This is a genomic window from Thermonema lapsum (assembly GCF_011761635.1).
Lineage (GTDB): Bacteria > Bacteroidota > Bacteroidia > Cytophagales > Thermonemataceae > Thermonema > Thermonema lapsum.
On record NZ_JAASRN010000002.1, the window covers coordinates 687,273 to 713,246 of the forward strand.

26 protein-coding genes and 1 tRNA gene are annotated in these 25,974 nt (G+C 46.6%); 9 read left to right on the forward strand and 18 right to left on the reverse strand.

The genetic code is table 11. The features are described from left to right. Positions 1 to 124: 124 nt before the first annotated feature. A complete protein-coding gene (gene elbB / locus FHS56_RS08375; protein WP_166919646.1) occupies positions 125 to 829 on the reverse strand; it encodes an isoprenoid biosynthesis glyoxalase ElbB in 705 nt (234 codons plus the stop codon). A 67-nt stretch (positions 830 to 896) separates the two neighbouring features. Continuing rightward, a complete protein-coding gene (locus FHS56_RS08380) occupies positions 897 to 1,133 on the reverse strand; it encodes a hypothetical protein (protein WP_166919648.1) in 237 nt (78 codons plus the stop codon). Positions 1,134 to 1,261: 128 nt separating this feature from the next. Here FHS56_RS08380 and FHS56_RS08385 point away from each other — a divergent pair, with 128 nt between their 5' ends. Next, positions 1,262 to 1,873, forward strand: a complete 612-nt coding sequence (locus FHS56_RS08385; protein WP_166919650.1) for a hypothetical protein — start codon at positions 1,262 to 1,264, stop codon at positions 1,871 to 1,873. Here the strand turns inward: FHS56_RS08385 and lpcA are convergent. Together lpcA and FHS56_RS08395 are read right to left on the reverse strand one after the other, a co-directional pair. Next, on the reverse strand, positions 1,859 to 2,461 hold the full coding sequence (gene lpcA / locus FHS56_RS08390; RefSeq protein WP_166919652.1) for a D-sedoheptulose 7-phosphate isomerase: 603 nt from the start codon (positions 2,459 to 2,461) through the stop codon (positions 1,859 to 1,861). The genes FHS56_RS08385 and lpcA overlap by 15 nt on opposite strands. Next, on the reverse strand, positions 2,446 to 4,182 hold the full coding sequence (locus tag FHS56_RS08395) for a M61 family metallopeptidase (RefSeq protein ID WP_166919654.1): 1,737 nt from the start codon (positions 4,180 to 4,182) through the stop codon (positions 2,446 to 2,448). Before FHS56_RS08395 ends, lpcA begins: the two co-directional genes overlap by 16 nt. Positions 4,183 to 4,263: 81 nt before the next feature. On the opposite strand from FHS56_RS08395, the gene hemB reads away from it, so the two are divergent. Beyond that, positions 4,264 to 5,238, forward strand: coding sequence for a porphobilinogen synthase (gene hemB / locus FHS56_RS08400; RefSeq protein WP_166919656.1), 975 nt, complete (start codon positions 4,264 to 4,266; stop codon positions 5,236 to 5,238). On the opposite strand, the gene FHS56_RS08405 is transcribed toward hemB, so the two are convergent. Then, the gene (locus FHS56_RS08405; RefSeq protein WP_166919658.1) at positions 5,230 to 6,459 is read right to left on the reverse strand and encodes a GWxTD domain-containing protein; all 1,230 of its coding nucleotides are present in this window, start codon (positions 6,457 to 6,459) and stop codon (positions 5,230 to 5,232) included. The genes hemB and FHS56_RS08405 overlap by 9 nt on opposite strands. A gap of 20 nt (positions 6,460 to 6,479) precedes the next feature. Then, entirely contained in the window at positions 6,480 to 8,012 is a 1,533-nt protein-coding gene (locus FHS56_RS08410) for an NAD(P)H-hydrate dehydratase (protein ID WP_243844190.1), read from the reverse strand. 115 nt (positions 8,013 to 8,127) lie between these two features. Between FHS56_RS08410 and FHS56_RS08415 the strand changes: the two genes are divergently transcribed. Further along, positions 8,128 to 9,315, forward strand: a complete 1,188-nt coding sequence (locus FHS56_RS08415) for a LysM peptidoglycan-binding domain-containing protein (protein WP_166919660.1) — start codon at positions 8,128 to 8,130, stop codon at positions 9,313 to 9,315. A 26-nt stretch (positions 9,316 to 9,341) separates the two neighbouring features. Here the strand turns inward: FHS56_RS08415 and FHS56_RS08420 are convergent, their stop codons facing one another. The 4 genes from FHS56_RS08420 to FHS56_RS08435 form a co-directional block, all read right to left on the reverse strand. Continuing rightward, complete coding sequence (locus FHS56_RS08420) at positions 9,342 to 10,319, reverse strand: polyprenyl synthetase family protein (RefSeq protein WP_166919663.1); 978 nt, start codon at positions 10,317 to 10,319, stop codon at positions 9,342 to 9,344. 75 nt (positions 10,320 to 10,394) lie between these two features. Then, on the reverse strand, positions 10,395 to 10,766 hold the full coding sequence (folB, locus tag FHS56_RS08425; protein WP_166919665.1) for a dihydroneopterin aldolase: 372 nt from the start codon (positions 10,764 to 10,766) through the stop codon (positions 10,395 to 10,397). A gap of 5 nt (positions 10,767 to 10,771) precedes the next feature. After that, positions 10,772 to 11,497 (reverse strand): DivIVA domain-containing protein, encoded by a 726-nt coding sequence (locus FHS56_RS08430; RefSeq protein ID WP_166919667.1) that lies wholly within the window; start codon positions 11,495 to 11,497, stop codon positions 10,772 to 10,774. A gap of 75 nt (positions 11,498 to 11,572) precedes the next feature. Next, positions 11,573 to 12,373, reverse strand: coding sequence for a tetratricopeptide repeat protein (locus FHS56_RS08435; protein ID WP_166919669.1), 801 nt, complete (start codon positions 12,371 to 12,373; stop codon positions 11,573 to 11,575). Between the two features lie 544 nt (positions 12,374 to 12,917). Here FHS56_RS08435 and FHS56_RS08440 point away from each other — a divergent pair. Beyond that, complete coding sequence (locus FHS56_RS08440) at positions 12,918 to 13,706, forward strand: TIGR02757 family protein (protein ID WP_166919671.1); 789 nt, start codon at positions 12,918 to 12,920, stop codon at positions 13,704 to 13,706. A 45-nt stretch (positions 13,707 to 13,751) separates the two neighbouring features. Here the strand turns inward: FHS56_RS08440 and FHS56_RS08445 are convergent. Next, positions 13,752 to 13,824: transfer RNA gene (locus FHS56_RS08445), tRNA-Met, on the reverse strand. Positions 13,825 to 13,938: 114 nt separating this feature from the next. Between FHS56_RS08445 and era the strand changes: the two genes are divergently transcribed. The 5 genes from era (at position 13,939) to FHS56_RS08470 (ending at position 18,499) form a co-directional block, all read left to right on the forward strand. Then, positions 13,939 to 14,835, forward strand: a complete 897-nt coding sequence (era, locus tag FHS56_RS08450; protein ID WP_166919673.1) for a GTPase Era — start codon at positions 13,939 to 13,941, stop codon at positions 14,833 to 14,835. Positions 14,836 to 14,887: 52 nt separating this feature from the next. Then, positions 14,888 to 16,195, forward strand: a complete 1,308-nt coding sequence (gene der, locus FHS56_RS08455; RefSeq protein WP_166919675.1) for a ribosome biogenesis GTPase Der — start codon at positions 14,888 to 14,890, stop codon at positions 16,193 to 16,195. A 52-nt stretch (positions 16,196 to 16,247) separates the two neighbouring features. Beyond that, positions 16,248 to 16,487 (forward strand): hypothetical protein, encoded by a 240-nt coding sequence (locus tag FHS56_RS08460; protein ID WP_166919677.1) that lies wholly within the window; start codon positions 16,248 to 16,250, stop codon positions 16,485 to 16,487. Between the two features lie 151 nt (positions 16,488 to 16,638). Next, the gene (locus FHS56_RS08465; RefSeq protein WP_166919686.1) at positions 16,639 to 17,325 is read left to right on the forward strand and encodes an exopolysaccharide biosynthesis polyprenyl glycosylphosphotransferase; all 687 of its coding nucleotides are present in this window, start codon (positions 16,639 to 16,641) and stop codon (positions 17,323 to 17,325) included. Positions 17,326 to 17,377: 52 nt separating this feature from the next. Continuing rightward, on the forward strand, positions 17,378 to 18,499 hold the full coding sequence (locus FHS56_RS08470) for an MraY family glycosyltransferase (protein WP_166919688.1): 1,122 nt from the start codon (positions 17,378 to 17,380) through the stop codon (positions 18,497 to 18,499). Between the two features lie 15 nt (positions 18,500 to 18,514). Here FHS56_RS08470 and FHS56_RS08475 read toward each other — a convergent pair whose 3' ends face one another. The 7 genes from FHS56_RS08475 to FHS56_RS08505 all read right to left on the reverse strand — a co-directional run bounded on the left by FHS56_RS08475 (position 18,515) and on the right by FHS56_RS08505 (position 25,833). Continuing rightward, complete coding sequence (locus tag FHS56_RS08475) at positions 18,515 to 19,477, reverse strand: AAA family ATPase (RefSeq protein ID WP_166919690.1); 963 nt, start codon at positions 19,475 to 19,477, stop codon at positions 18,515 to 18,517. A gap of 11 nt (positions 19,478 to 19,488) precedes the next feature. Next, positions 19,489 to 20,853: a peptidylprolyl isomerase gene (locus FHS56_RS08480; RefSeq protein WP_166919692.1), complete on the reverse strand. Its 1,365-nt coding sequence runs from the start codon at positions 20,851 to 20,853 to the stop codon at positions 19,489 to 19,491. Next, positions 20,837 to 21,694, reverse strand: a complete 858-nt coding sequence (locus FHS56_RS08485) for a peptidylprolyl isomerase (protein WP_166919694.1) — start codon at positions 21,692 to 21,694, stop codon at positions 20,837 to 20,839. The genes FHS56_RS08480 and FHS56_RS08485 overlap by 17 nt, the downstream gene beginning before the upstream one ends. A gap of 1 nt (position 21,695) precedes the next feature. Continuing rightward, positions 21,696 to 23,990 carry a peptidylprolyl isomerase gene (locus FHS56_RS08490; protein WP_166919696.1) on the reverse strand — a complete coding sequence of 765 codons (2,295 nt, stop codon included), beginning with the start codon at positions 23,988 to 23,990 and terminating at the stop codon, positions 21,696 to 21,698. Between the two features lie 66 nt (positions 23,991 to 24,056). Continuing rightward, positions 24,057 to 24,485 carry an ATP-binding protein gene (locus FHS56_RS08495; RefSeq protein ID WP_166919698.1) on the reverse strand — a complete coding sequence of 143 codons (429 nt, stop codon included), beginning with the start codon at positions 24,483 to 24,485 and terminating at the stop codon, positions 24,057 to 24,059. 21 nt (positions 24,486 to 24,506) lie between these two features. After that, on the reverse strand, positions 24,507 to 24,848 hold the full coding sequence (locus tag FHS56_RS08500; RefSeq protein ID WP_166919700.1) for an STAS domain-containing protein: 342 nt from the start codon (positions 24,846 to 24,848) through the stop codon (positions 24,507 to 24,509). 91 nt (positions 24,849 to 24,939) lie between these two features. After that, complete coding sequence (locus tag FHS56_RS08505; protein ID WP_166919702.1) at positions 24,940 to 25,833, reverse strand: class I SAM-dependent methyltransferase; 894 nt, start codon at positions 25,831 to 25,833, stop codon at positions 24,940 to 24,942. Between the last annotated feature and the right edge of the window lie 141 nt (positions 25,834 to 25,974).

Here is a 25,974-nt window from a genome sequence, read left to right on the forward strand (position 1 = left end):
GTTTGAGGTGTTTAATTGTTTTGGTATGGAACAAGAGCGAAGGGTTGATATGTTCCACCCCTCTTTTCATAAAGCAAAATGCCCCTTGTAAGGGGCACTTTCTGTCCGTTTCTTTTACATAAGCTTATGCAGTCGCTTGTTCTTTCACCATAGCCAACAGGGCTTGCATGGTTTTCTTTACACCTTCATAAATATCTACTATCGAAGCTTCCATCATATAGCAGGGCGAAGTAACCAAGCGGTTTTCTTCATCTATCATGATTTCATTCACTGTTTTATTTACGGGCTCTGCCCCTACCTTGCGCAAACCTTCTTGTATGCCTGCAATATCGTAAGGCGAGGCAGCAGTAGTAGTTCCGATGGTAAGCTTCAAGCGGGCATTTGTGCCTTCCAGTGCTTTGGCAACAGTGGTAGGCGACATGCAGACAGCTGCAATGGGTTTTTGGGCTTCATAAAATGCCCTGATAAACTGCTTCACGCTGCCGATAATATCGCCATCGGGTCCTTTAAATGCCCAAGTGGTAAAGTTTTTGGCTACCCCAAAGCCTCCGGGCATTGCCAAGGCATCGAAGTTTTCTACTTTTGCCTGCTCTATGTCTAAGATATTGCCCCGAGCAATGCGTGCTGCTTCAATCAGCACATTGCGGCTTTCGGGCATCTCTTCCCCGCTCAAATGATTGATGACATGGTACTGCGGTATGTTAGGGGCTACGCACACGGGCTCGGCACCCAATTGCTGCAAACTCAGCAGGGTACAAACGGCTTCATGTATTTCGGCACCATCATACACACCGCATCCTGACAATAATACAGCTACTTTGGGTTTCATGGCTATCATTGTTTTGGGTGATGTAGTGAATTTACGAATATTCCATTTTTCCTACAACAAAAATGGCTTAAAGAGGACGGCGCCCATTACCGGGCAAGCGGTAAAAAGGTCTTGATTGCCGTGAATGATGTTTCAAAGGGAAATCAAGCAGACGGTCGAAAAGGTCTAATACTTGCTGAGGGCTTGCCATATTGTGACGTATCAAAGTGCGTGCGATATGTTCGGCGTGCTTGAGCATTTGATATTCATAACTATGCTCCAAAAGCAAATGCCTTTTAGACTTTTGAGAAGACAACAAACGCATAGAGTAAGAGGTTTAAGAGCAAATGTCCTTGTCTGTGACACAGCTTAAACAAAATAAAATTATTTTTGCAAAATATAGAGTGTAAACCAACGTATTTCGGCACTTTTGTAATATAGGGGGAAAATATCATGTCTTTTTGGGATAAGTTCTTACGACGTTTATTGGGTGAGTCGCAGGAAGAAGGCAACACTGCTTCTTCGAACAAACAAGCCTTGGTACATGATGTGCTGCGACGCTCTCCTTCTTTTAAACAACAGTATTTTCAATGGGTCAATGAGGGCAAATTTGCCGACCCCTTGCGCCGCATTTATGAAGCCTATTGGCTCAAACGGCAAAATGTAGCCATGTCATGGGAAATACAATTGCTACAAATGCCCTATGCCAATGGCTTTGCCCTAGCTTTTCCTTCACATGAACTGGGGCAAACAGATTTTATTTTTTTGTTTGAATACTTAAAAGACCGTGTACTGAGCCTCAATTACCGCTTGGCTGATGCCAGTTACAAGATGTATGACCGTGGCGAACGTGTGGAAACCTTAGAACAATACTACCTAAAACCCCGAGTGCAGTGGGGCACACAAGACGGTGTCTATCAACAAGAATTCGGCAACATCACTTTAGAATTAACCAGATTCGACGACCTGCCCGCTTATTTCAAAGTGGTGGCAAGCATCTATGCCGGCAGGCAATACAGCCAAGCACGGCACTTCGATGAGTTCATAGAGTTATTGTTGCAGTGAAGTATAGCCCAATTGCCGCTCTATGAGGGCTATCCACAGATGAATCACCTTGATGTGCACTTCTTGGATGCGGTCGGCATATCCTTGGTAAGGCACTATCAAGGCGATGTCTGCCATCTGAGCCAACTGCCCACCGTCTTTTCCGGTCAATCCAATGACCCTTATTCCTTTTTTCTGAGCAGACTCGGCGGCTCTCAAAACGTTGGCGGAGTTGCCACTGGTTGAAATAGCCACCAACACATCGCCGGGCTGACCTAAGGCTTCCACAGCCCGAGAGAATACATATTCAAAACCGTAGTCGTTGCCTACGCAGGTCAAGTGTGCTGCATCGCCCAACAAAACCGCTGGCAAAGCAGGTCGGTCTTGGCGATAGCGCCCCGTCAGCTCTTCTACAAAATGCAGGGCATCGCAATAAGACCCACCATTGCCGCAAGCCATTATTTTACCTTGTGCACGAATTGCCTGCACCATATAGTCGGCAGCAGTGGCAATGGCTTGTACGTTTGTCGGGTCATTCATAAACCGCTGCAGCACCTCTGCAGCAGTGGTCAACTCACTCACTATCAAGTGTTCTACTGATGAAGCCATGCCAATAAACGCTTTTGCTGTTCTTGGGAAAGATTGTTCTTCAGCTGAAGAAAATACTCTTTAAAGGAAACCACTGGGTCTGCCTCGAGCTGAACTTCTTTAAGATACCCCTGCCTCGATACAATCAAGTGGGCTACGGTTTGTGCTCCTATTAGCTGCTGTAGCTGTTCTATGGTTTCGGTACGTTTGCCGTTGACGGCTATCAGTTCATCATTGAGGCGCAAATGGCGTGAAGCATTCGAATCGGGCACGATGGCACTGACAAGCAGCTTGCCCTCTCTTTGCTGAATCTGAAAATTGAACAGCTCCGTTCCTTTGTTCAAATAGTTGGTCATAAAGCTGATGCCTACCTCTTCCATGAGGGGCTCGATATACTTTTCAAGAGGCACCACCCCCTCGACACAATCGGCAAAAAACTGTTCCAATGGATTGCCTGCCACCTCGGCTACTATGTTTTTGAAGTCTCTGAGCGAATACCCTTTTTCGAAGGGCTTACCGAAGCGATGCCACATCTTGCGCATCACATCATCTAACGAAGCCTTGCCGTTGCTGTGTTTACGAATCAGGAAGTCCAATATCAATGCCACCAATGCGCCTTTGGCATAAATGGACACCTTGCGCCCGGGAGTAACTTCCGAATAGCCGTCGAGCCACAAATCCACAGATGCCTCCACCAAAGAGCGATGATACCTTCCATAATTTTCAAAATGGCGCTTGATGTACTTGTTCAGCTCTCGCAAATACTGATTGTATTTCCATACACCCGAGCGTATCAAAAACAAATCGCCGTAGTAACTGGTGATACCTTCTACCACAAAACCAGTAGGGAAATAGCATTCTTTTGTTAGGTCGTAAGGGAAAAGCTCTTTGGGGCGAATGCGACACACATTCCACACATGAAACAGCTCGTGTGAGCAAATACCAAGCAGCTCGTCGTACATATCGGCGGTATCCATAGCCTCGGAGGGTCCCAACACCACCACCGTGCTTTCGGTGTGCTCTACACCATGATAGAAGCGATAGGGCACGATTTGTATCAAAAAATGATACTCTTCGAAAGGGAATTCGCCCATCATGTCGAGCTGCGCCTTGGTGAAGCCTTCAAAATTGCGCAACAGCTCGTGCCAGTCGGGTGTCCAATTGCCTTGTATCCACACATAAAAAGTATATTGCCCCACCTGATAAAAATTGCGTTTCAAGGTAGCCGAGGCTATCATGGGGCTATCTATAAGGTGATAATAGTTACGTGCATACAACGTTTTGTTTTTAAGGGGCAACGCACAAGCAATCTCGTAGTCAGGGGGCACTTCAAGGCTTATTTCATAGGGCACATCAAGCGCCTCTTCTGAGAAGAGTATGCAATTCACAAAATTGATATACAACTGTTCTTCATCAAGCCAACATCCGCCAGCATCGAGCCGGTTGGCATAGAAGTCGTATTGCACCAGCACCTCATCTACCGTGGAGGTGTCAATATACCAGCCATCTTTAATGTATTTTTTCACATTCAGCGGTTTGCCATTGGCATCGTATGCCCGGAAATCACGTACATACTTGGCATAGTTGGCAAGTTCGTAACGCCCCGGACGCCATACTGGCAGACGCAGCAACAGATGCTCGCCGGGTGCCGGTATGCGCGCTTCTATTTGCAAAAACTGCGTAGCAGGTGATTCATAATAAATGCGGAAACGGTAAGGCGTTGCGTTTGAAGACGATGACATAAAGCAAAAAATAATTGGTTGGATTCCGTAACTTTGTTTCAGTGCTAAGATAAGAAGTAAAATACAAAAACAGTCAATAAGATGGTAGATTTAAGCAGACGTCCAAGGCGTAACCGTAAGAGTGAAGCCGTGCGGGCGCTTACCCAAGAAACTTTCCTTCATAAAGAGGATTTGATTTATCCTTTGTTCTTAATCGAAGGCGAGAACAAGCAAGAACCCATTGCTTCCATGCCGGGCATTGCCCGCCTTTCTTTAGACTTGCTCTTAGAGGAAATTGCGCACTGTATGGAGTTGGGTATTCGTGCCTTCGCTTTATTTCCTGCCTTGCCCGAGTCAAAAAAAGACCGCTTTGCTACCGAAAGCTACAACGAAGAGGGCATTTATTTGAAAGCCATCCGCGAAATCAAACGTCAGCTACCCAGCGCCTGCCTCATCAGTGACGTGGCAATGGACCCCTACAGCAGCGATGGGCACGACGGCTTGGTAGAAAACGGCAAGATACTCAACGATGAAACCCTCGAGATTTTGGCAAAAATGGCGGTAGCCCAAGCCCGTGCAGGCGTCGATATTGTTGCCCCTTCTGATATGATGGACGGTCGCGTAGGGTATTTGCGCCAAGCCCTCGACAATGAAGGTTTTACCGATGTATCTATCATGGCATATACTGCCAAATATGCCAGTGCTTTTTACGGTCCTTTTCGCGATGCCCTCGACTCTGCCCCAAAATTTGGCGACAAGAAAACGTATCAGATGAACCCGGCAAATGCCAAAGAGGCACTCATAGAAGCCGAGCTTGACTTTGCCGAAGGCGCTGACTTCCTAATGGTGAAACCTGCCTTAGCCTACCTCGATGTTATCAAACTGCTTGCCGAGCACTATCCTTTGCCCATTGCAGCTTACAACGTAAGTGGCGAGTATGCCATGATAAAAGCGGCTGCCAGTCAAGGGTGGCTCGATGGCGAAAAGGTGATGCTCGAAAGTTTATTGGGCATCAAGCGCGCCGGGGCTAAAATCATACTTACCTACTTTGCCAAAGAAGTAGCTGCTTTACTGTAATTCTTTGAGTACATAGCCATAGCGCCACTGCTCTATGGCTGTGTACCATATGGGCTCGTACTCCAGATAACGCACCAGCACGTAGTGTTGGTCGGTAAAGGGGTTGTTTTGGCGTTTAAAGGTAAAGGTAATCTTTGAAAAGTTGTTTTTGTTGGTGTATGCCCACTGCTCTATGTCCTGCCCCGCACTGATTTGGTGAGGCGGTCCAAAAATAAGGTATATCATCCCTTGGTCTGTCTTCCAGCCTTCTTTGTAGCTTGTAAACATCATATTGACTTCTTTCAGCTGTCGGTAATACAGGCGAATGGCTGCGGCAGCTTTTTGAGTATCGCCATTAAACATTTTTAGCCAATAGCGGTCTAATGCAGGCTTCAGCTCTTGTGCTGCCTGTAGCTGCTCCACTTCTTTGGAAGTGGAAATATACACCAAAGGAGCTATGGCTTCTTCTTTGCGACGGGCGATTTGCGGAAAAGGCGGTTTTTCTACACGCAAGCCAATGCCCCCATAAAGGTCGTTGGTGTCTTTTTGAATCAGATACAAGCCTTCCTTTTGCCACCTCAAAAGCGACTCTCCACGGACTTGAAACGTCGAATCGGGCTGCAGTGTAGGACTTGTTTTTTCGCCCTTCAAGTCCATTGGGGGGGCTGCCTGTGCAAAAGAGTGCTTGAAATAGCGTACCCAAAGGGCTTCTTTGCTGCCTTTTAGTTGAAATGGTTCATCTGCCCGCACAAAGGCACGCAACAGAGGCAAGCCCTTGGCATCAGCCACAAACACAGTATCACGAAATCGCAAACGCCCATATTGCACTGGCACCGAGATGGCAGTTTGCAAGCCCGTTTTTTCATCTTTGATTGCCACAAACAAAGTAGCTGGCGTATCGAAGCGAGGCAGTTGCCACTTCACCACCAAGCCATCATCGCGGTAACCGGCAAACAAAGCTGCCAGCTTAAAGTCTTCTGCTGCCACTTCATGCACTACCTTCGTAGCTTGTATAAGCTGATAGCGTCCCTTCATGTCAGCTAAGCGGGCTTGCCCCAGGGTGTCGCCGGCAATGCGAATCCAGAGGTAAGCTTCGGGCTGCGCTTTTGCCCCAAGCGTGTATATCACCTGCCCTTTCAATTGCAATGCCGGCAATTGCGCCCATAGAGGCGACAGGCTCAACAGCGGCAACCACAGCGCAAGACAAAGTTTTTTTAGCGCAAAAAGATAAGGTAGCTTCATGGTTCGTTTTCTGAAATTGATTACACATATTTCATATGAGAATGTATCCAAGAAACTGCCCCCAAAGACTCCACCACGTCGGTAGGCAAGAGCGTACTTAGTGCCTGTCTTTTGACGGCTTCATCGGCTGCTGTCGCGTGCCAATAAACCCCCAGGCAAGCAGCCTCTTTTGGCGAGTAGCCCTGTGCCAACAAGGCTGTGATGATGCCTGTGAGCACGTCGCCACTTCCACCTTTAGCCAAGCCCGCATTGCCTGCCGTATTGAAAAACAAGTCGCCACCGGGGCAAGCTATTATGGAATAAGCACGTTTCAGTATTACATACACCTGATGTTGCTTTGCAAAAGCCCGTAAGCTGTCAAGCAGCTCAAACTCGTGTTGCCAGCGATAACCCAGCAGACGCTCAAACTCTTTGGGGTGTGGTGTGAGGATACTGTGCACTGGAATGTACTTTTTTAGTTCGGGGTGAGCGGCAATCAAATTCAGTGCGTCGGCATCTAACACCAACGGACAGGTGGCACGCACCAATAACTCCTGAAGGGCATGTAGTGTTTCCTCTTGCTGCCCGATGCCAGGTCCGGCACCTATGGCAACGTAAGGTAGCAAATCAGGTAATGAGCTTAGGCATTCTTCTTGCTCATCTACCGAAACCATAGCTTCGGGCACAGCTGTTTGTAGAGGCACATAACCACAAGCCGGCGCATGCACCGTAAGCAAGCCTACTCCGGCGCGCAAACATGCGCGTGCACACAAAATGGCTGCCCCCATTTTTCCTTTTGAACCACACCAGAGCAAAGCATGCCCATAAGTACCCTTGTGAGCAAAGCGCTCCCGCGGCTTATAAGTGTTTCTTGCCCATGCGGCTGTGAGCAAATACTCGCGGCTTTCCTTTAAAATAACGGGCAAATAAGCCGGCGACAAACCGATATCTACTACCTCCCATTCGCCTATGTAAGGTGCAAAGTCTTGCAATACAAAGCAAAGCTTGGGCAGTTGAAAGGTAATGGTCAAGTGCGCCCGTACTACGCTGTCGCTTTGAGGCAACTGTTGCGGCAACAAGCCAGAAGGCACATCTACCGCCACTATACGGCGGGCATGAGCATTAAGATGCTGCACCAAAGCCGCTGGCAAACCATCTAAAGGACGACTCAAACCCGTCCCAAACAGAGCATCCACTACCACCGCATCGTCGGGAATGGCAGGGAAATCTTCTTCTGAACGAATGAACGTAGTCGTTTGCATGCGCTGCCATCGGGCAAGGTTGGTTTCAAAATCGGGACTTCCCGTCTCCTTGATTTTCAATATCCACACCCGCACCCTGTAGCCACACTGCCGCAACAAGCGGGCAATAGCCAACCCATCGCCGCCATTGTTGCCCATTCCTGCAAAAACCCACACTTCCCCTTTTTTTTCTACCTCTCTTTTTTGAAACGCCCGTACAAAAGCGAGTGCCGCCTGTTCCATCAGCTGCAATGAAGGCACTCCTTGTTTGTGAATGGTTTCGTGGTCCCACTGTCTTATTTGTTCGGTGGAAACTAAAGGCAGTAAATGCATGCTTAGCGTTGTTTGTCTATGGAAAGTTAGTTAAATTTTTCGAGTCAAAAAGATTCAATTGTTGTTTTGTTCCGTCGCTTCATGCCTATACTGCATATCATAATTTTTGATGTTTATGCCCCGACTTACACACCACAAGTCTTTTTTGTTAGCCTATCGCTCTTCGCCTTACAATGAAGGCAGCTGTTTTCTTGCCGACTTCCACCATGCCAATGGCGACATCTACATTCTATGCGATGCCAATGCTGCCGGGCAGTATGCCCCACAAGTGAGTCGACAAATTACCGACTTATTGCAAACACACATTGAGCAACATGTGTACAAAGACCCACAAGAGCTTATAGACGACGCCCGCACGCTTCTAAATGCTTCATCCACCATAGGTCAATTGCCGCTGCCGCCTCAAGAGCTCAGTTTGGGCATCGTCATTTGGTCAAACCATCAAATTTTTTGGCACCTGCAAGGCAGTGCTGTTCTGTATCTGAAGAAAGGCAAGCATCTGCTAAGCTTTTATGCCCACACCCCTACCCGCCGTTTCTTACCAAAACCACACCACATGGCTCTTGTAAGCACCTGCCCCTTGCTGCAAGAAGAAGTCCTGAAAAACCACTTTTTGGAAGCTACCACTGCTTCACAGGCACATAAGCGTACTATGCAGGCACTGACGCAAAGCCGCTTCGGAAAAGATGTTGCTGCTTGCTTCATTGAGTTTGAAGAAGCCGAACTGGTAGAAAGCCCCCAAAGTGCCAAACGGGGTATTTTTACTCTGCTCACTGTTTTGGCAGTGTTGTTTGTGTCGGTGTGGATTATTCACTTGGTTTACAGTTATCAACAACAACGAAAAGAAGCCAAAGAAATAGAAGCAAGACAACGCGCCCTGCTGGAGGCAAAAAGGATTGCCGACAGCTTGCGCCTTGTGGACCAACAGCCCGACAGCATCATCATTCACAAAGTAAAAGCGGGTGAGACGGCAACAAGCATTGCTCAAAAATACAATACCACACTTGACTCGCTGCGCGAATGGAACGACTTCGTTCCATTAGATAAGCTGTATCCCGGCTTTCGTTTACGTGTGAAAATTAAAATGCTTTTCACCCTACCAGAAGCCATGACCTTAGAAGAGGTGCATCAAAAGTATTTTAAACGATGGGAAAAGTACGGCATCACCGTAGAAAGCCTGCGAAGGCTCAACAGCACCCAAAGTGATTCACTCAAGGACGTTATCCCATTGGGCTACAGCTTGATGATTCCCGTATGGAAACCGGCAGACTCTTCGACTGTTTCGACTGACAGCAACCGATAAGGCAGCCTCGCCCAGCAGTAGCAGGGTCAGCTCTTGCGTTTAATTACAAAATGAATCAAGCCGGCAAGGGCTTCCTTGTAAGGGGTGTCGGGCAATATGTCCAGACGGCGCAGTGCTTCCTCGTAATAGTCATTCATGCGATGCCGGGCGTAATCAATACCTCCCATGCGATGCACAAAGTCAATCACTTCTTGCACCTTTTCTTTTTTGTGGCTTTCATTCTTGATGATGCGCCGGATGCGGGTGCGCTCCTGCCCAGAAGCTTTCGACAAAGCATAGATGAGCGGTAAGGTCATCTTCTTTTCTTTTATATCTATGCCTAAGGGCTTGCCTACATCTTCTGTTCCATAATCAAACAGGTCGTCTTTCATTTGAAAAGCAATGCCTACGGTTTCGCCCAAGCTATACATTTGCTCAATGGTCGCCTCGTCGGGCTTCTCTACCGAGGCGGCTCCCACCGCACAACAAGAGGCTATCAAAGAAGCGGTTTTTTGGCGTATGATTTCGAAGTATACCTCCTCGGTTATGTCTAAATCACGCGCCTTGGCAATTTGAAGCAACTCACCTTCACTCATTTCCTTGACTGCCCTCGAGACTATCTCCAACAAATGGAAGTCCCGGTTTTCAACAGCCAGTAACAAACCGCGCGACAGCAGATAGTCTCCTACCAATACAGCTACCTTATTTTTCCACAAAGCGTTGATGGAAAAAAAACCCCGACGATACAGGGAATCATCCACTACGTCGTCGTGAACAAGCGTAGCTGTGTGTAGCAATTCAATAAGAGCAGCTCCCCGGTGAGTAGCATCGGTAATGCCTCCACAAGCCCCTGCCACCAAAAAGACAAACATAGGGCGTACCTGCTTCCCTTTGCGCTTGACCAAATAATTAGTGATGCGGTTCAAAAAAAAATTAGAGCTTTTCATGTAAGTGCCAAAGCGCTCTTCGAAGCGTTCCATCTCTCTGGCAATGGGCGATTGTATGTGCTGAAGTGTTGTGTGCATGAAAGTCAGCTTAAAAGTTCTGGATGCTCACAGCGGCAAGCTCGGCAAATTTACAATAAAATCAACTGATTAGGCTCATTGTTGGAAGGTAGCCCTGTTTACTACAAGGCGCACCCGTGCTTTGGCACACACACCCCCTATGGGCGGATTGTGTTTGGCTACCGACACTTCCACTTTTTCTACTTCCTTAAAATGACACAAGACCTCATCGGCAATGCGCTGGGCAAGGTGCTCCAAAAGACGGGTGGGCGTACCCATCACTTCGGCTACCAAGCGGTAAAGCTTTTCATAGTTGACCGTATAGCGCAGTTGGTCTTCTACAGCTGCCCGGTGAAAATCGACCCATACGCGTAAATCCACACTATATTTGTTGCCTATTTTTTGCTCCTCATCATAAAAACCGTGATAAGCAAAAAACTCCATGTTTTCAAGGCTGATTTCTCCCATGCCACTTAGATTTCATCAAAAAAGGAAGCCGGGGGATTTTTTTTATGATTCTTTTCCGACACATCGTCTTCGTCAGATAGAGTAAAGGATGAGGGGTCGATTTCGTTCGGCTTCTCATCGTAAGTCTTCGCTTTGCTTTCCATACGCTGCCGTTGCTCTTCAAGGGTATTTTCCATTTCGCTCAGGCGTGCTGCTATGCGCTCTTTGGCTGTGCCTTTTTTCTCTTCGGCACGCAGCAGCTTCTCCTGCATGCTGTTGAGCAGGGTTTTCATTTCCAAAATCAGATTGTCGCGGTGGTTTTCCAAGGCGCGGTATTCCGCTTCCATTTGCTTGAGCTCAGCCAGTGTTTCTTGCCTCAGCTGACGCGCCCGCTCTTCGGCTCGCCCTACAATGCTGCGGGCTTGTGCCCGCGCATCGTTCAATATTTTTTCTGCCTGAATCTGTGCTTCTTTTATTTTCAGGTCTGCAGCTTTTTTGGCTTGTTCTATGAGGGTGCTGCCGGTATCTTCGGCTGTTTTGAGGGTTTTAAACAAAGAATCCTCTACTTCGCGAATACGTTGCAGCTCCTTTTCTGCATTTTCGAGTTTGAGTTTATAGCGTCGCAACTCCTCTATCATGTCTTCCCACTCTTGCGACAGCATCAGCAGAAAAGCCTGTACTTCTTCTTTGTCGTAGCCGCGGAAATTTTTTTCGAAGGTCTTTTGCCGTATTTCGATGGGTGTGATTTTCATATGTTTAAGCATCAAAAGTTAGGATTCATCGAATCCAATCAAAAATAAGCCGAATTTACCAAAAAGCCAAAAGGCTCATGGGCAGAAGCGTTCAAAAAGCAAGCGAGCATCTTCGCTGCCTGCCTGCATGGCTTTATGCCAATCGGCACAGGCTGCCGTCTTGTCTCCTCTTTGATGGTATATCTGTGCCCTCAGCAACAGCCCTTCCACATGAAAAGGCGCTATGGTTAAAAGATGGTTTAGCCAATGCAAAGCAGTGGTAGCATCTCCGCCTTCGGCATAGATTTCTGCCAGACTAAAATAAGGCTCTGCCCACCCGGGACGGTACGCAAGCGCCCGCCGGAAGGCATCTGCTGCCAACGAGTCCCTGCCCGTGTAGCGATAAGCCAAACCCAAGTTGTAATAGGCAGGACTGTAAGTAGAATCTACTGCCACTGCCCTGCGTGCAAAGCGTATGCTTTGACGGGGCTTACGTTCTTGTAAGGCGAGGGCGGCGAGCGCTGTCCATGCAGCTACTTTCCTCTTGTCTATCTTCAAGCAGCGCAGCAGCTTTTTCTTTGCCTCTGTCTCTCTGTTTTGATAATACAGACTCACCCCCCATGCGTACCAAGCCTCTGCCCAATCGGGGCGCCGGTCTACCGCCTGCCGGAAAGCGCTATCGGCACGTGCATACTGCCCACTTCCATAAAATGCCAAGCCATAGTAATAGGCACAGCTATCCTCCGTCATTTGTATGCAGTGCTCCCGCAGATATACAAAAACAGAGTCGAACTGCTGCGATTCTATGAGGGCGTCTATGCCTAATACTTCTTGCGCCCACCCCTTCCATGCTAAAAACATCAAAAATAAAATAAAACAATAGTCTCTCATCGGCATACTCTCCACAAGATATTTAACAAAAGCGTGTTACAACGAAAATACACACATTTTCAGCTTTGTTTTACTTCTCATCAGCGCTCGACCCAGGGTTAATCATACTATTAGGGTATAATGAGAAGCGCAGCCAACCCAGCTTCAAGGAACAATCGCCTGAGTCTATAAGCTCAGTAATGCGCTTCGAACATCAATAGGCAAACACGCATCACAAATAAAAAGTCAGTGACGCTGACGCTAAATGCCTCATTACCCATCCAACTTGGGCACAGCGTTTTTAATTAAAGGCGACATTCACTCGCTTACAGTCTTTACCCAAGGATTTGGAAAAATAGACCTACGCCAAGCAAACATTACTAATTTTTACACAAGACACAACGACGAGGGCGATATTCTGGTAGCCCCCCCGATACAGTGCCGATATCTGGATTGAAAACAGCGGGAATGTGAAGCTATATAGTATCCCTCCTCTGATGAAAACTAAAATTACAGGTAGCGGAAAAATTATCTTTCCTTAATTTCACCACCCAAAACTTCTATTTACCACATGAGCCCCATTTTTCAACTGAAAGAGATACTCGAGCAAAAAGTAGCCCAGTACAACTGCCCAGAGTTCATCGAGACAGACCCTATTTCTATTCCACATGCCTTCAGCAAAAAACAGGACATAGAAATAGCCGGTTTGTTTGCGGCAATATTGGCTTGGGGTAACCGAAAGACCATTATCAAAAAATGTCGGGAGTTGATGCAGCGCATGGACAACCGCCCTTATGAGTTTATCAAATATCATCAAGACAGCGACTTAAAGCAGCTCCTTGGCTTCAAACATCGCACTTTCCAAGAAACAGATTTGCTTTACTTTGTGGCTTTTTTGCATCATCACTATCATCATCACGACACCTTGGAAACCGCCTTTTTGCCTGACACCCCTGACGCGCGGCAGAGCCCAAACGTGGGTCCCCATCTTCGGCATTTTCACTGCTACTTTTTTAGCTTGCCTTATGCCCCTCTACGTACACGCAAACACGTACCCACACCTGCCCGTCAATCGGCATGCAAGCGCCTAACTATGTATTTACGCTGGATGGTACGCCACGACGAGCAAGGCGTTGATTTCGGTTTATGGCAAAATATCAGCCCGGCACAGCTTGTATGCCCCTGCGATGTGCATGTAGTACGCACCTCCTTGCGCCTCGGGCTACTTCAAAAAGAACAAGTCAACTGGCACGCAGCGCTATCACTTACCGAACAGCTAAAAATGCTTGACCCTCACGACCCTGTACGTTACGACTTTGCACTATTTGGAATGGGACTCGAATCAAGATGGGGCAACTAAAAAAGATAAAAGCGGTCAATGGTGAGGATTGACCGCTTGGCTTAGTAGCGGGGGCAGGACTCGAACCTGCGACCTTCGGGTTATGAGCCCGACGAGCTACCAACTGCTCCACCCCGCGGTGTTTGTCTCATTTGCGAGGGCAAATATATGCGACTTTTTAAAACAAAACAAGTATCTTTGTAAAAAAAATCAACGTTATTTCGACTCTTATTCAGTACACAATTCATTTTCAATGCAAAACGAAGCAAAACACAAGGCAGGATTCGTCAGTATCATTGGCAAGCCGAACGTGGGAAAGTCCACTTTAATGAATGCTCTGGTGGGTGAAAAATTATCTATTGCCACTCCTAAGGCACAAACCACGCGCCACCGTGTTACCGGCATTCTCAACGGAGACGACTATCAGATTATTTACCAAGACACACCGGGCATTTTGGAACCCAAATACGAGCTGCACAAACGCATGATGCACTATGTGCAGCAGGCACTCGAAGACGCCGATATATTATTGATTGTCGTAGAGCCTCACGAGCAGTGGGAAGAGTCTGCTTTGGTTGATTACCTCACGCATACGGCTCAACCTATCATAGTAGCTATCAACAAGGCAGATACAAGCGAACAAGCAAAACTGGCACAAGCCGTAGAGTATTGGGAAAGCCGCCTGCCCAACGCCAAAGCAGTTATTCCTGTCTCTGCCCTTTATCATTTTAACTTAGATACGCTGCTTAGTGCTTTGCTTAGCTATTTACCAGAACATCCCCCTTATTTCGACAAAGAACAAATCAGCGACCAAAGCGAGCGTTTTTTTGCAGCCGAAATCATCCGAGAAAAAATATTCCTTCTCTACCGTGAAGAAATTCCCTATAGCTGCGATGTGCAGATATTTTCTTTCAAGGAAAAAGAACATATCATTCATATCCAAGCCGACATCATCGTGGAGCGCGAAAGCCAACGCAAAATACTAATCGGCAAAGGCGGAAGCGCCCTCAAACAAGTAGGCGTCGCTGCACGCAAAGAATTAGAAGCCTTTCTTGGAAAAAAAGTGTATCTGGAGTTGCATGTGAAGGTCATTAAGAACTGGCGTCGCCAAGAGCGCTGGCTCGAGCGTCTCGGCTATAAAAAGCCTTAAAACCATTTTACTTTTAATCAAACTGTTTTTTTTAAGAAAAAGAAATGCACCTATGGGAAATATAGTGGCAATCGTGGGACGACCCAACGTGGGGAAATCAACATTTTTTAACCGCCTCATCGGAGAGCGCAAAGCCATCATGGATGATGAAAGCGGAGTAACCCGCGACCGACACTACGGTAAAACCGAATGGAACGGCACGCCTTTTACAGTCGTAGATACCGGAGGGTATGTCGTGGGCTCCGAAGACGTCTTTGAAGCAGCCATCCGCCGACAGGTAGAAATAGCCATAGAAGAATCCGATGTCGTGCTTTTTATGGTGGATACACAAAGTGGGTTACATCCGCTGGATGAGGAATTTGCCAAAGTTCTGCGCCGTTATGACAAACCGATAATGGTTGTTGCCAACAAAGCAGAGACCTTAGATCGCACGCAACAAGCTGCCGAGTTTTATACACTTGGCTTCGACAAGATTTTTCCCATTTCGGCACAAACAGGCAGTGGTACCGGAGACCTGCTCGACGAAGTAGTGAAGCATTTAACGCCCACCTCAGGTATCGCCCCAGACGAAGGCATTCCCCGCATAGCTATTATAGGAAAGCCCAACGTCGGAAAATCGTCTTTTGTAAACCTGCTGCTGGGCGAAGAACGCAACATAGTAACCGATATTGCAGGCACCACACGCGATGCCATAGACACCCACTACAAATCCTTTGGCAAAGAGTTTATTTTGACCGATACCGCCGGATTAAGACGTAAAAACCGTATCAAAGACAGCATTGAATTCTACTCGGTAATGCGTACTCTACGCGCAATAGAACAAAGCGATGTTTGCATTATGATGGTCGATGCCCAAGAGGGCATCACCTCGCAAGACATTTCCATTTTGCGTCTTGCAGAAAAAGATGGCAAAGGCATGGTGCTGATGGTCAACAAGTGGGACCTCATAGAAAAAGACCACATGACCTATAAGCGCTATTTGGATGTCATTCGCCAAAAAATCAGCCCCATGGATTATATCCCAGTGCTGTTCACCTCTGTGCTGAATAAACAGCGCGTATTTCAAACCATCGAAACAGCCATCCGTGTATATGAAAATAAACAACAACGGGTGCCTACCTCCAAACTCAATGAGGTGATGCAGCAGGTGATTGCACACTATCCGCCACCGGCATATCGCGGGCACCATATCAAGATTAAATACATAACCCAACTGCCGACGCGTGTCCCCTCTTTTGCTTTCTTCTGCAACCATCCTAAATACATACCGGAAACCTACCGTCGCTATCTGGAAAACCAGCTCCGCAAGCATTTTGACTTTGAAGGGGTGCCTATTCGCCTCTACTTTCGTGAAAAATAGGCATTATCTTTGCTTCTCAATAAGCAACAGGAACTATTAAAATTCAACAATCATGAAAAAATCTATCTGCCTGTTTATGGTGTTTGTTACAAGCCTGCTGTTTGCATGCTCCGGGAGCGAACAAACCCAAGAAAATAATAAAGCAGATAGCATAAATTCTACAAAAGGCGTGTCTTCTTCAGAAAAAACTCCGGTTGAAATGCAGCCGCAATCTACCGCCATACCCACTGACAGCACTCCAGAAGGAGTAGAGGTAAAAGTAGTAGAAGAAACAGAAGTAGAAACTCCCTGAGGGGTTATTTTAAATCTTTTCATCCCAAAAGGCTCTTATGTGAGCGCTTCTTTTAGGTTTTACATAACTACCCCCATGGTTTGGCAAAAAATTTGAGGTTTTACAACACAGTATTGCTTCTATCTTTCTTCAAAAACATCCTAAGTTTACCATGTTTCAATCAGCATCTACGACTACACAAGTAAATCAGCGCCCAGGCTCGTTCAATGAAGTATTTGTCCATATCGATATCCCTTTAGACAAGCCAGGCAATGCACTGCTCAAACGGGGGTTCGACATTGTCTTTTCACTATTGGTCGTCATTTTTGTTTTAAGCTGGCTCGTGCCTCTACTCGCCCTGCTTATTAAGTTAGATTCTCGGGGTCCTGTTTTTTTCATACAAGAACGTGGCGGGAAAAATGGCAAAACTTTTCGATGCATCAAGTTTCGAACTATGCGCTACTGCCCTCGAGATACAGAATATAAACCAACCCTAAAAAATGATTGCCGAGTGACACGCTTAGGTGCTTGGTTACGCAGAACCAGTTTAGATGAACTACCTCAATTCTTCAATGTACTCAAAGGTGATATGTCTGTTATAGGTCCTCGCCCTCATGCAATACAAGAAGATGAGAAGTTTTCAGAACTTATACCAAATTATCCTCTCCGTTATCTGGTGAAACCCGGCATTACTGGCTTAGCTCAGATTAACGGTAACCGTGGGTTTAATACTGACCTGTATAAAAGCCGCGTCAATTACGACCTTTACTATATTCAAAACTGGAGCTTTTGGCTTGATTTGAAAATCATTCTATCCACTGCATTAAAAGTAGTATTTGGAGACAAATATGCTTTTTAAAAGCATTGGAAAATGTGTATCTTCAAAGGATAGAACCATCTAAAAGTAGGACATGTATTATCAATTGGGCTTGGTGTTTGTGTGTGCAGCAGTGGGAGCATGGGGCAGTATTCCGAAAATTATCAAGCTTGCTCAAGCAAAAGGCTTGCTTGATTATCCAGATGCCCGCAAGGCTCACCTCTCACAAACGCCGACATTAGGAGGCGTCGGCATATTCATTGGTTTTATTCTCAGTTTGACCATTTTTAGCAACTATGCAACCAACGGTCACCAGTTGCTGGGAATCATTGCTGCTCTTATCTTTCTATTTTTCACAGGCGTGAAAGACGACTTGATGCCCCTACCGCCGCTTAAAAAACTGGCTGCCCAAGTGTTTGCCATCGGGCTGGCTGTGTTCAAAGGCAATGTGTGGCTGCATGGCATGTATGGGCTGTGGGGAATAGGTGATTTACCTTTACCAATAGCTTACGCACTCACCTTTTTTGTGTACATAACCATTATCAATGCCATTAACCTTGTAGATGGTGTCAACGGACTTGCCGGCACTCTTGTGTTGGCGGCTTCTTTGTTTTTTGGTATCTGGTACACTGTTTACGACATTCAATATTTAGCCGTAGCAAGTTTTGCTGTAGCAGGTGCAGTCGCTGCCTTTCTCTATTTTAATTTTCGAAAAGAAGCCCTAGTATTTATGGGCGATACCGGCTCGCTGATTTTAGGCTTTTTGATGGCAGTACTAAGCATAGGTTTTATAGAACATGCCTATCAGCTGAAAATTTATGCACCCGGAGTCGCCCCATCCATTGCTATGGCTGTGTTATCGGTTCCCTTGATTGATACCGTACGCGTCTTCATTATAAGAGTCATAAATAAACGCTCCCCATTCTCCGGAGACCGCAGCCATCTACACCATGTTTTGTTGAGAGCAGGGTTTAACCATATTCAGACAAGTATTTTCCTACTTTTATTCCAGCTTATGGTGATAGCCAGTATGTATCTTCTACCCAACTCTGCCGTGCATATTCAACTTTATACACTTGTGGCATGGGGGCTACTACTAAATTCCCTGATTATCTTTCTGGAAAAGCGCTATTTTTCTAAAACTCAAAAAGCAACGGAAGCTACTTTCCGACATAAAGTAAAAACCGAATCCTCGTCGCAGCCTCCCGTTGTTTAATTGCTCCTGCTATTGTCATAGCAACTTTTGAATAATGGTGTCGAGACTAATGCCTTCTGCTTCTGCTTTGAAGTTGCGTACTATACGGTGGCGTAGAACAGGAAGTGCCACTGCTTGTACATCTTCTATGTCGGGCGATAGCTTGCCATGCAGCAAAGCATGACATTTTCCTCCCAAAATAAGATATTGAGAAGCCCGCGGTCCTGCCCCCCACTCCAAATATTCAACAGCTACGGTATTGCTCTCAATTGTCGGGCGCGTTTTCTGTACCAAACGCACAGCATACTCTATTACATTATCGGCAACGGGCACTTTGCGCACCAGCTCCTGAAACAACAATAGCTCCTGCTCTTCCAATACCTTTTTCACTTCTGCATGATAAGCGCCCGTTGTACGCCGGATGACTTCTACTTCCTCTTCAAAAGAGGGGTAGGTAAGTTGAATTTCAAACATAAAACGGTCCAGTTGGGCTTCCGGCAGCGGATAGGTTCCCTCCTGCTCTATGGGGTTTTGCGTAGCCAATACAAAGAAAGGATTCGGCAAAGGATAGCGCTGCCCTCCAATAGTAACGGCACGCTCCTGCATGGCTTCGAGCAAGGCAGCTTGTGTCTTAGGTGGAGTACGATTTATTTCATCCGCCAGAATGATGTGAGCAAAGATAGGTCCTTTGACAAACTTAAAATTGCGCTCTTTATCTAAGGTCTCCGAGCCGATAATATCTGCCGGCATTAGGTCGGGCGTAAATTGTATGCGGTGAAAAGAAAGGGCAAAACACTGGGCTATGGTCTGAATCAAAAGCGTTTTTGCCAAGCCGGGTACACCTACCAACACACAGTGCCCCTTAGAAAAAAGGGCTATCAACAATTGATCGATTACTTCATCCTGCCCTACAATCACTTTGTGTATTTCTTCTTTCAGCTTACGGTAGGCAGCAGCAAAAGCCCTCGCCGTATGTATATCTACTTGATGGTTCTCCATGGGTTTATGGGTTATTCTGCTCCAAAAATCTGACAGCCCCGGTATTCAGGGGCTACATGAATATACAATTCGTCTTTGGCTTTTAAAAACCACTCATTAAGTACTTTGTTTTTCTTCTCTTCCAGTGCCATTTCGGCAATACGGTCAAAGTCAGTTTCTAAAGAAGCAAAATGAGCAGGATACTTTGCTTTGAAGTAAATGATACGCAAAGCACGCTTTCCGTCGGGCATGCGGTATTCCATGGGCTTCGAAATAGTACCTACTTTCATGGTGTCGAGCACACGATAGAGATAGGCATCTAATTCCTTGTCTGGTATGCGGTAAGCACCTTTCCGGCTCATGAAGTAGCCACCGTTGGCAGCAGTATTAAGCGACTGCACGCCTTTGTCTTGCGAAAACTGAATGGCTGCTTTCTCGAAAGTGAGGCTGTCGACTTGTATGACACGGCGCAAGCTGTCCAAAAACCTATACTCTTGTTCTTTTTCCACCTTCGACCAGTCGGGAATTATCAATATATGACGGCAGCGGAATTCGTCGCCACGACGCTCCTCAAGTTTCACGATATGAAAACCGAAAGGAGTTTCAAAAACACGGGATACCTCGCCGGGCTTCAAGCGGAAAACCACTGCTTCAAACTCAGGAACCAAGTTGCCGCGACGCTGCCAGCCCAAGTCACCGCCGAAGTCGCGGGTACCGTCTTGTCCATAAATTTTGGCAAGCTTTTCGAAAGCTTCTCCATCTTCTACAATACGTTTCCTGATGGTTTCCAATTGTTCTTTTACACGCTGGCGCTCTTCTTCTTTTAGAGGCAAAACACGCACTATCTGCGCCACTTCAAACTCTGTGGGGATGATAGGGATGCTGTCTTTGGGCAAACGCTTGAAATAGCGTTTCACCTCTGCGGGGGTAATTCCTATGCCTTCGGTGATTTTGGAACGCATTGTCTGGGCAATTCGCTCTTCTTTGAGCGATTGCTGCAACTCCCGCTTCAAATCTTCAAAGGATTTGCCATAAAGCTCTTCGAGTACCTTCGGCGAACGCCCTTGCAAGAGCGCATCGATACGTTGTTCTGTTTCCACTTCAATCAACTGGTCGCTTACAGTTACAGAGTCTATTTCGGCTTTAGCCAGCAGCATCTTATTTACCACCATGCTTTGCAGAAGCTGACACTTGGCTTGTGGTGTACGCGGCAAACGCCCATCCTCCACCAGCTCTTCAAAATAAAGCTCCAGGTCTGATTGCAGGATGATATAATCATCTACCCGAGCAATGATTTTATCCAGTACTTGCTGCTGGGCAAGGGTTGTCAAGTGGCAGGTAAAAAATAGAACAAAAGAAAAGGCAAGGGAAAAGCAAAGCTTAATGATTGTTTTCATAAATTTCAAATAATTTTTTCTGTTTTGCTTCGGCATATATATCTTCTTCCAGCCGTTGGATTGTCTGGATGCGTCTCCGGTTATAAATCATTTCTTTCATTCTATCTTTTACATATTCAAGCGGAGCAACCGCACCAGCAGGCAGTATGTCTTTAATGAAAAGCAAACTCGCCCCCACTTCCGTAGTTTTTTCCCACAATTGTCCTTTCTGCAATAAGCGAGTGGGAGCTTCTTCCTCGGCAAAAGAGGTGTTCATGATTACCTGTCGCAAAGGCACCCAAGTCGAATCATTCAAAGAACAACTAAATGCATATTGCAAACAAACAGATTTCAGTCGGCTCAAGTCTTCTTTTTTGTTGCTCTTGATAGCACGTCTGATGACATCGAGTTGTTTGCTTTCTACGGGCAATTCCACAAAACGCACTTGCACCAAAGGTTCTTGCAGTCTGAAGTCCTCTTGGTGTTCTCGGTAAAAAGAGTCCAATTCAGCTTGGGTAATCAGAGTATCTAAGTTTCGGCTAAGATACTGCTGTTCAAATTCGAATAATATAAGGGAATTACGGTAGTCCTCTACCTTCCGGTTCAGCGATTTCTCATCGATTTCTGTTTCTTGTAGTGCCTTTTGCAGCAGGAGCTGCTTACGCACCCACAGGTCTATGTAGCGCTTGACCAGCTGGGCACTGTCTTGTGGGGGGGTTCTTGGAGGCACCACCGACTGAAGGTCCTCTTCATACAGCACTTTGTCTTTCACGCGAGCTACTATTTTCTTGGTGTCTCCACCCTCCGGCTGACACGCCAGCAACAAACAGACAGCCCCAAAAGCCAGCAAATAATTTTTCATTTTACTTTTTTACTAATGACAACAAGTTTTCTTGCACAATGCGCACGGGGTAGCGCTCTTTCAGCTCTTTCACCCATTCTTCTTCCAAAAACTTTTGATAATCGTTGATTACCTCACCGCGTGCCTCATTGTATTCCTTCAAACGAGCAGGCTCTACTTTTATGATACGTACAAAGAAATGTTTACCATCTTTCGAAAAGGTGTAATCACCACTCCGCAACTCCACTTGTTTAAGTACCGGCTCTTTGTCTGCTTCAAAAGCGCCTTCTCGTACCTCTATGCCGTCTATTAGGTTTTTCAGTGCCTGCGGCGAGGTAGAAAACACACTTAGCTCTACCTTGCGGCTGTTGCGGTAGTGCATGTAGTCTTTCTGTACAATTTGTGTGGAACTCACCCCACGTTGCTTCAAATACTGCACCAGAGCTTCTATGCGGCTTTTCGAGGTCCCTTCTGGCTCTTGCTTCTCCTGATAGCCGGCAATTTCTATCTTCATAGCTTCATCTTCAAGCAACAAGCTCACCAATTGGTCAATCTTCATGAGATGTGAACGGGCAAAGGAGGTTTCCCCTTTGGGGTAGTCAATAACGTAAGGGTTCACGACAGCATAGCGCCCATTGTTCTCCTGCAACAATGCTACTGCCCGTTGAAGGTCTTTTTTGTTCTGGCTCGAAATAATCAAAGCATGCACCCGTTGTGGGTATTGGTAGCGCTCCCGATGCGCCTCGAAGAATCGGCGTGCTCCGGCAGTATCTTCAATGGCACGCGTCCATACCTTTTCGGTCATGACATGAAAAAGCATCATACCCTCACGGTACTCACGCAGTAGGTGACGATACTCGGGGTATTTTTCACTCAAATGGGCTTTTTCAAAAGCCAAGGCTTGCTCATCTACGTAACGTTCAAAGAGTGCATCCAGATAAGCATGGGGCGTTGTGTGATTCTGAGGCACTTGCACCCGCTGCACATATTCCACAAAGTCTTTCACCGACAACAGCGCTTTTTCTTGCACTTGAGGATGCTCAAAGGCAATGAGCACTTCACTCAATAGCTTTTCGGGCAAGGCAGGTGCCCAGCGCGCTTGTAATAGAGTGGAATCGGCATAAGCCCACAGCTGCCTTTTGGCTTTTTCGCTTACCTTTAAACGGTTTTCGCTCTTCAAACGACGCAGCAGTGCTTCTTGGCTCACCTTGGAACGGCTGTCCCGAGCTACATGCCGTTTAATCAGCTCTTCTATTTCTTCATAAGGTTCCAGCTCTTGGCGCTTGATGAGCTTTACAATATGCCAACCATAGGGCGTCAGGAAAGGCTCAGAGATGTCGCCGGGTTTCTTTAGGGCAAAAGCAACAGCTTCAAATTCGGGCAAGGTGGTCCCCACAGTAAAGGGGGGCAACTCGCCTCCCTTGCTTTTGGTGTTTTGGTCTTCGGAGTACTGTCTGCACAGACTCTCCCAAGACTCACCCTTCTGCAGACGGCGGTAAATATCCCAAATCTTATTGCGCAAAGCAACAGAATCTTTTTCCGTAATGCCCTTGGGTACTCGCAACATGATGTGCGCTACCTGTACTTTACCGCTGTTGGGGCGCTTGTCGTGTACTTTCAAGATATGGTAACCATACTTCGTGCGAAAAATAGGCGACACTTCACCTACAGGCGTTTCATATGCCATATTTTCGAAAGGATAAACCATCTGCAAAGCGGTGAAGTAGCCCAGATAGCCGCGATTGGTTTTAGCTGAAGGGTCATCGGAATAACGGCGTGCCAACACACCAAAGTCGGCACCATTTACCACTTCTTGACGAATTTGCTGTATGCGCTCATAGGCACGCATGGTGTCCTGCGGTGAGGCATCCTCAGCTACTGCTACCAAGATATGCGATGCGCTCACTTCTGTCTTCATACGCTCGTAGGCTTGCTTTGCCAGCGAGTCTATGGTGCGATTGTCCTTCAAATATGGCTTGGCAAGCTGTTCCTTATAGGTTTCAAACTCCTGCAAAAACTGCGCGGTAGTGTCCACACCTTGTTCGCGGGCATACAGTACCTTCAGCTTGAACTTAATATAGAGGTCCAGATAATCGCGCAGACTTTGCTCTGTATAGGCGCTATCATCTTGGGTAAGGTTTTTTTCATAGACAAACAAAAACTCTGAACGCCGGATGGGCTCATTGCCCACATAAGCAATCACTGGGTCTTGTTCTTCCATACGGGCTTGTTGCTTTGGGGCATGCACAGAACGATTGCATGACACTAAAAAAAGAACAACCCCGCCCAGCAGATAATAGGCTCTAAAAAGATTCATACGGTTTAGTCATTTGCCTTTGAGAGAAATGGCGTCTGCAATTTTACAAATTTTCCACAAAAGGAACTAAGAAGCTTTTTCAGATACCAAAGCTTTTTGCAAACGCCACACACGACAACCTTCCCTTTCAAAAACATCTACTTTATCCATGATGGAACGCACCAGACGCAAGCCTAAACCACCTTTCCGGCGGCTACGAATCAAAGCCTGAATACGGGGTGGGGTGTAGCCTTTCATATCAAAAGCCGAACGACCGGAGGTGTCCACTATTTCAATGATTAGCAAGTCTTCTTTGAGTATAATCTCCACCCAGATGCGGTCGGTAGAAGCGGCAGGCACGTGGACAATCAGATTGCTGCACACCTCGTCTACAGCCAACACCAGTTGATTCAAGGTAATTTCGGATAGTGCCAATGAGTGGAGTGCACGCCAAACAAAGCGACGCAAATCAGACAAATAACGACTATCGTAAGGTATGTTCAGGTTAAGCCTCATTTAACGTAAAATATATTCAGGTTAAGCCTCATTTAAATAAGTATTAGCTTCATTTCGGTTGCCGTAAATATTCAGTAAACGGTCCACGCCCAAAATTTCAAACACATTGGCGACCTTGGGCTTCATGGAACAAATCGCTAACTTAATATGCTTCTCCTCAAACTCATCTAAGTGTGAGAGAATTACACCCAAGCCTGCCGAAGAAATGTAATTCAACTCTTCAAAATCTATCAATATCTTTTGAGCACCTTGGGCTTTTGCTTTCTCTATGGCTTCATCGAAAAGAATGGAAGAAGCAGCATCCAACTCGCCTTTGGGGCACAATACCCATATGTCGCCTTCTTTTGTAACAGACACTTCCATTTTGCTCTTTCACTTCAATAATACGCAGCTGATGAAACGAAGGTTTTTTAAAAAAAACGAATCTTGCAGTATATTGTTTTTTAAAGTTTGGTCAGAAGCCTCCTTGAAAACGCAAATAAGTACCTAAGGGTAGTTTGCGCCCAGCATGGTCGGGCACATACAACTCGCCTACCTCGGCATGCCGAGCTGCCGGCAGATGTCGGAAAACGCTTTGGGTCAGGCTCTCTGCAATTAAGGCAGAAAAGCCAACCGAATACAGGTTCAAGAGGAAGAAGTGCTGCTGCTCATCTAACAATTTTGCACACAGCTGCATCAGCTCGTTGATGTGGTCTTCCAACACCCACTTTTCGCCATTAGGACCTCTTCCATAAGCTGGCGGGTCCAGCAAGATGCCTTGGTACTTGCGCCCGCGCTTCACCTCACGCTGCACAAACTTCATAGCGTCTTCAACCACCCAACGGATGCCGTCCAGTTTAGAAGCTTCTTGGTTTTGACTTGCCCAGTTGACTACCTGCCGCACCGCGTCAACGTGCACCACATCAGCACCCGCTTGACGCGCCGCCAACGATGCCCCCCCTGTGTAAGCAAATAAGTTCAACACTTTGGGCTGTTGCATACGCTTACATACCGAAGCTATGTATTCCCAATTGGCAGCTTGTTCAGGAAATAAGCCCACATGTTTAAAAGCGGTCAGTGCCAACCGAAAGCGAAGACTTAGTTGCTTACTTTTATACTGCACAAACCAAGGTTCTTTCAACGCACGGTAATGCTGCCACTCGCCCCGCTCTTCACGCCCTCCCTTGCCTGTTAAAGCAAAATGCACATGTGCCAACTGTCGCCATTTTTCTTGTGGCAAAGCAGGGTCCCAAACAGCTTGGGGCTCTGGGCGCGACAGTACATAGTTCCCAAAACGCTCCAGTTTGTAGCGATTGCCGCTGTCAATGAGCTCATAGTCTTGCCATACAGGCGTTTGTATCTGAATCATAAAACACTCTATCCCATAAAACTACTGGCAAAACTATACAAATTCGAGTGATGTTTTTTTGTAAGGTAGCCGTCTTATTCCTTAGACAGGTATAAAAAGAAAAAAGAAGAAAATAAATCACCTGCCACTTTTACCAAGAAC

Bases quoted from the DNA above. Each gene is read 5' to 3' on its own strand.
- elbB (WP_166919646.1), bottom strand. From the start codon at position 829: ATGAAACCCAAAGTAGCTGTATTATTGTCAGGATGCGGTGTGTATGAT.
- FHS56_RS08380 (WP_166919648.1), bottom strand. From the start codon at position 1,133: ATGCGTTTGTTGTCTTCTCAAAAGTCTAAAAGGCATTTGCTTTTGGAG.
- FHS56_RS08385 (WP_166919650.1), top strand. From the start codon at position 1,262: ATGTCTTTTTGGGATAAGTTCTTACGACGTTTATTGGGTGAGTCGCAG.
- lpcA (WP_166919652.1), bottom strand. From the start codon at position 2,461: ATGGCTTCATCAGTAGAACACTTGATAGTGAGTGAGTTGACCACTGCT.
- FHS56_RS08395 (WP_166919654.1), bottom strand. From the start codon at position 4,182: ATGTCATCGTCTTCAAACGCAACGCCTTACCGTTTCCGCATTTATTAT.
- hemB (WP_166919656.1), top strand. From the start codon at position 4,264: ATGGTAGATTTAAGCAGACGTCCAAGGCGTAACCGTAAGAGTGAAGCC.
- FHS56_RS08405 (WP_166919658.1), bottom strand. From the start codon at position 6,459: ATGAAGCTACCTTATCTTTTTGCGCTAAAAAAACTTTGTCTTGCGCTG.
- FHS56_RS08410 (WP_243844190.1), bottom strand. From the start codon at position 8,012: ATGCATTTACTGCCTTTAGTTTCCACCGAACAAATAAGACAGTGGGAC.
- FHS56_RS08415 (WP_166919660.1), top strand. From the start codon at position 8,128: ATGCCCCGACTTACACACCACAAGTCTTTTTTGTTAGCCTATCGCTCT.
- FHS56_RS08420 (WP_166919663.1), bottom strand. From the start codon at position 10,319: ATGCACACAACACTTCAGCACATACAATCGCCCATTGCCAGAGAGATG.
- folB (WP_166919665.1), bottom strand. From the start codon at position 10,766: ATGGGAGAAATCAGCCTTGAAAACATGGAGTTTTTTGCTTATCACGGT.
- FHS56_RS08430 (WP_166919667.1), bottom strand. From the start codon at position 11,497: ATGAAAATCACACCCATCGAAATACGGCAAAAGACCTTCGAAAAAAAT.
- FHS56_RS08435 (WP_166919669.1), bottom strand. From the start codon at position 12,373: ATGCCGATGAGAGACTATTGTTTTATTTTATTTTTGATGTTTTTAGCA.
- FHS56_RS08440 (WP_166919671.1), top strand. From the start codon at position 12,918: ATGAGCCCCATTTTTCAACTGAAAGAGATACTCGAGCAAAAAGTAGCC.
- era (WP_166919673.1), top strand. From the start codon at position 13,939: ATGCAAAACGAAGCAAAACACAAGGCAGGATTCGTCAGTATCATTGGC.
- der (WP_166919675.1), top strand. From the start codon at position 14,888: ATGGGAAATATAGTGGCAATCGTGGGACGACCCAACGTGGGGAAATCA.
- FHS56_RS08460 (WP_166919677.1), top strand. From the start codon at position 16,248: ATGAAAAAATCTATCTGCCTGTTTATGGTGTTTGTTACAAGCCTGCTG.
- FHS56_RS08465 (WP_166919686.1), top strand. From the start codon at position 16,639: ATGTTTCAATCAGCATCTACGACTACACAAGTAAATCAGCGCCCAGGC.
- FHS56_RS08470 (WP_166919688.1), top strand. From the start codon at position 17,378: ATGTATTATCAATTGGGCTTGGTGTTTGTGTGTGCAGCAGTGGGAGCA.
- FHS56_RS08475 (WP_166919690.1), bottom strand. From the start codon at position 19,477: ATGGAGAACCATCAAGTAGATATACATACGGCGAGGGCTTTTGCTGCT.
- FHS56_RS08480 (WP_166919692.1), bottom strand. From the start codon at position 20,853: ATGAAAACAATCATTAAGCTTTGCTTTTCCCTTGCCTTTTCTTTTGTT.
- FHS56_RS08485 (WP_166919694.1), bottom strand. From the start codon at position 21,694: ATGAAAAATTATTTGCTGGCTTTTGGGGCTGTCTGTTTGTTGCTGGCG.
- FHS56_RS08490 (WP_166919696.1), bottom strand. From the start codon at position 23,990: ATGAATCTTTTTAGAGCCTATTATCTGCTGGGCGGGGTTGTTCTTTTT.
- FHS56_RS08495 (WP_166919698.1), bottom strand. From the start codon at position 24,485: ATGAGGCTTAACCTGAACATACCTTACGATAGTCGTTATTTGTCTGAT.
- FHS56_RS08500 (WP_166919700.1), bottom strand. From the start codon at position 24,848: ATGGAAGTGTCTGTTACAAAAGAAGGCGACATATGGGTATTGTGCCCC.
- FHS56_RS08505 (WP_166919702.1), bottom strand. From the start codon at position 25,833: ATGATTCAGATACAAACGCCTGTATGGCAAGACTATGAGCTCATTGAC.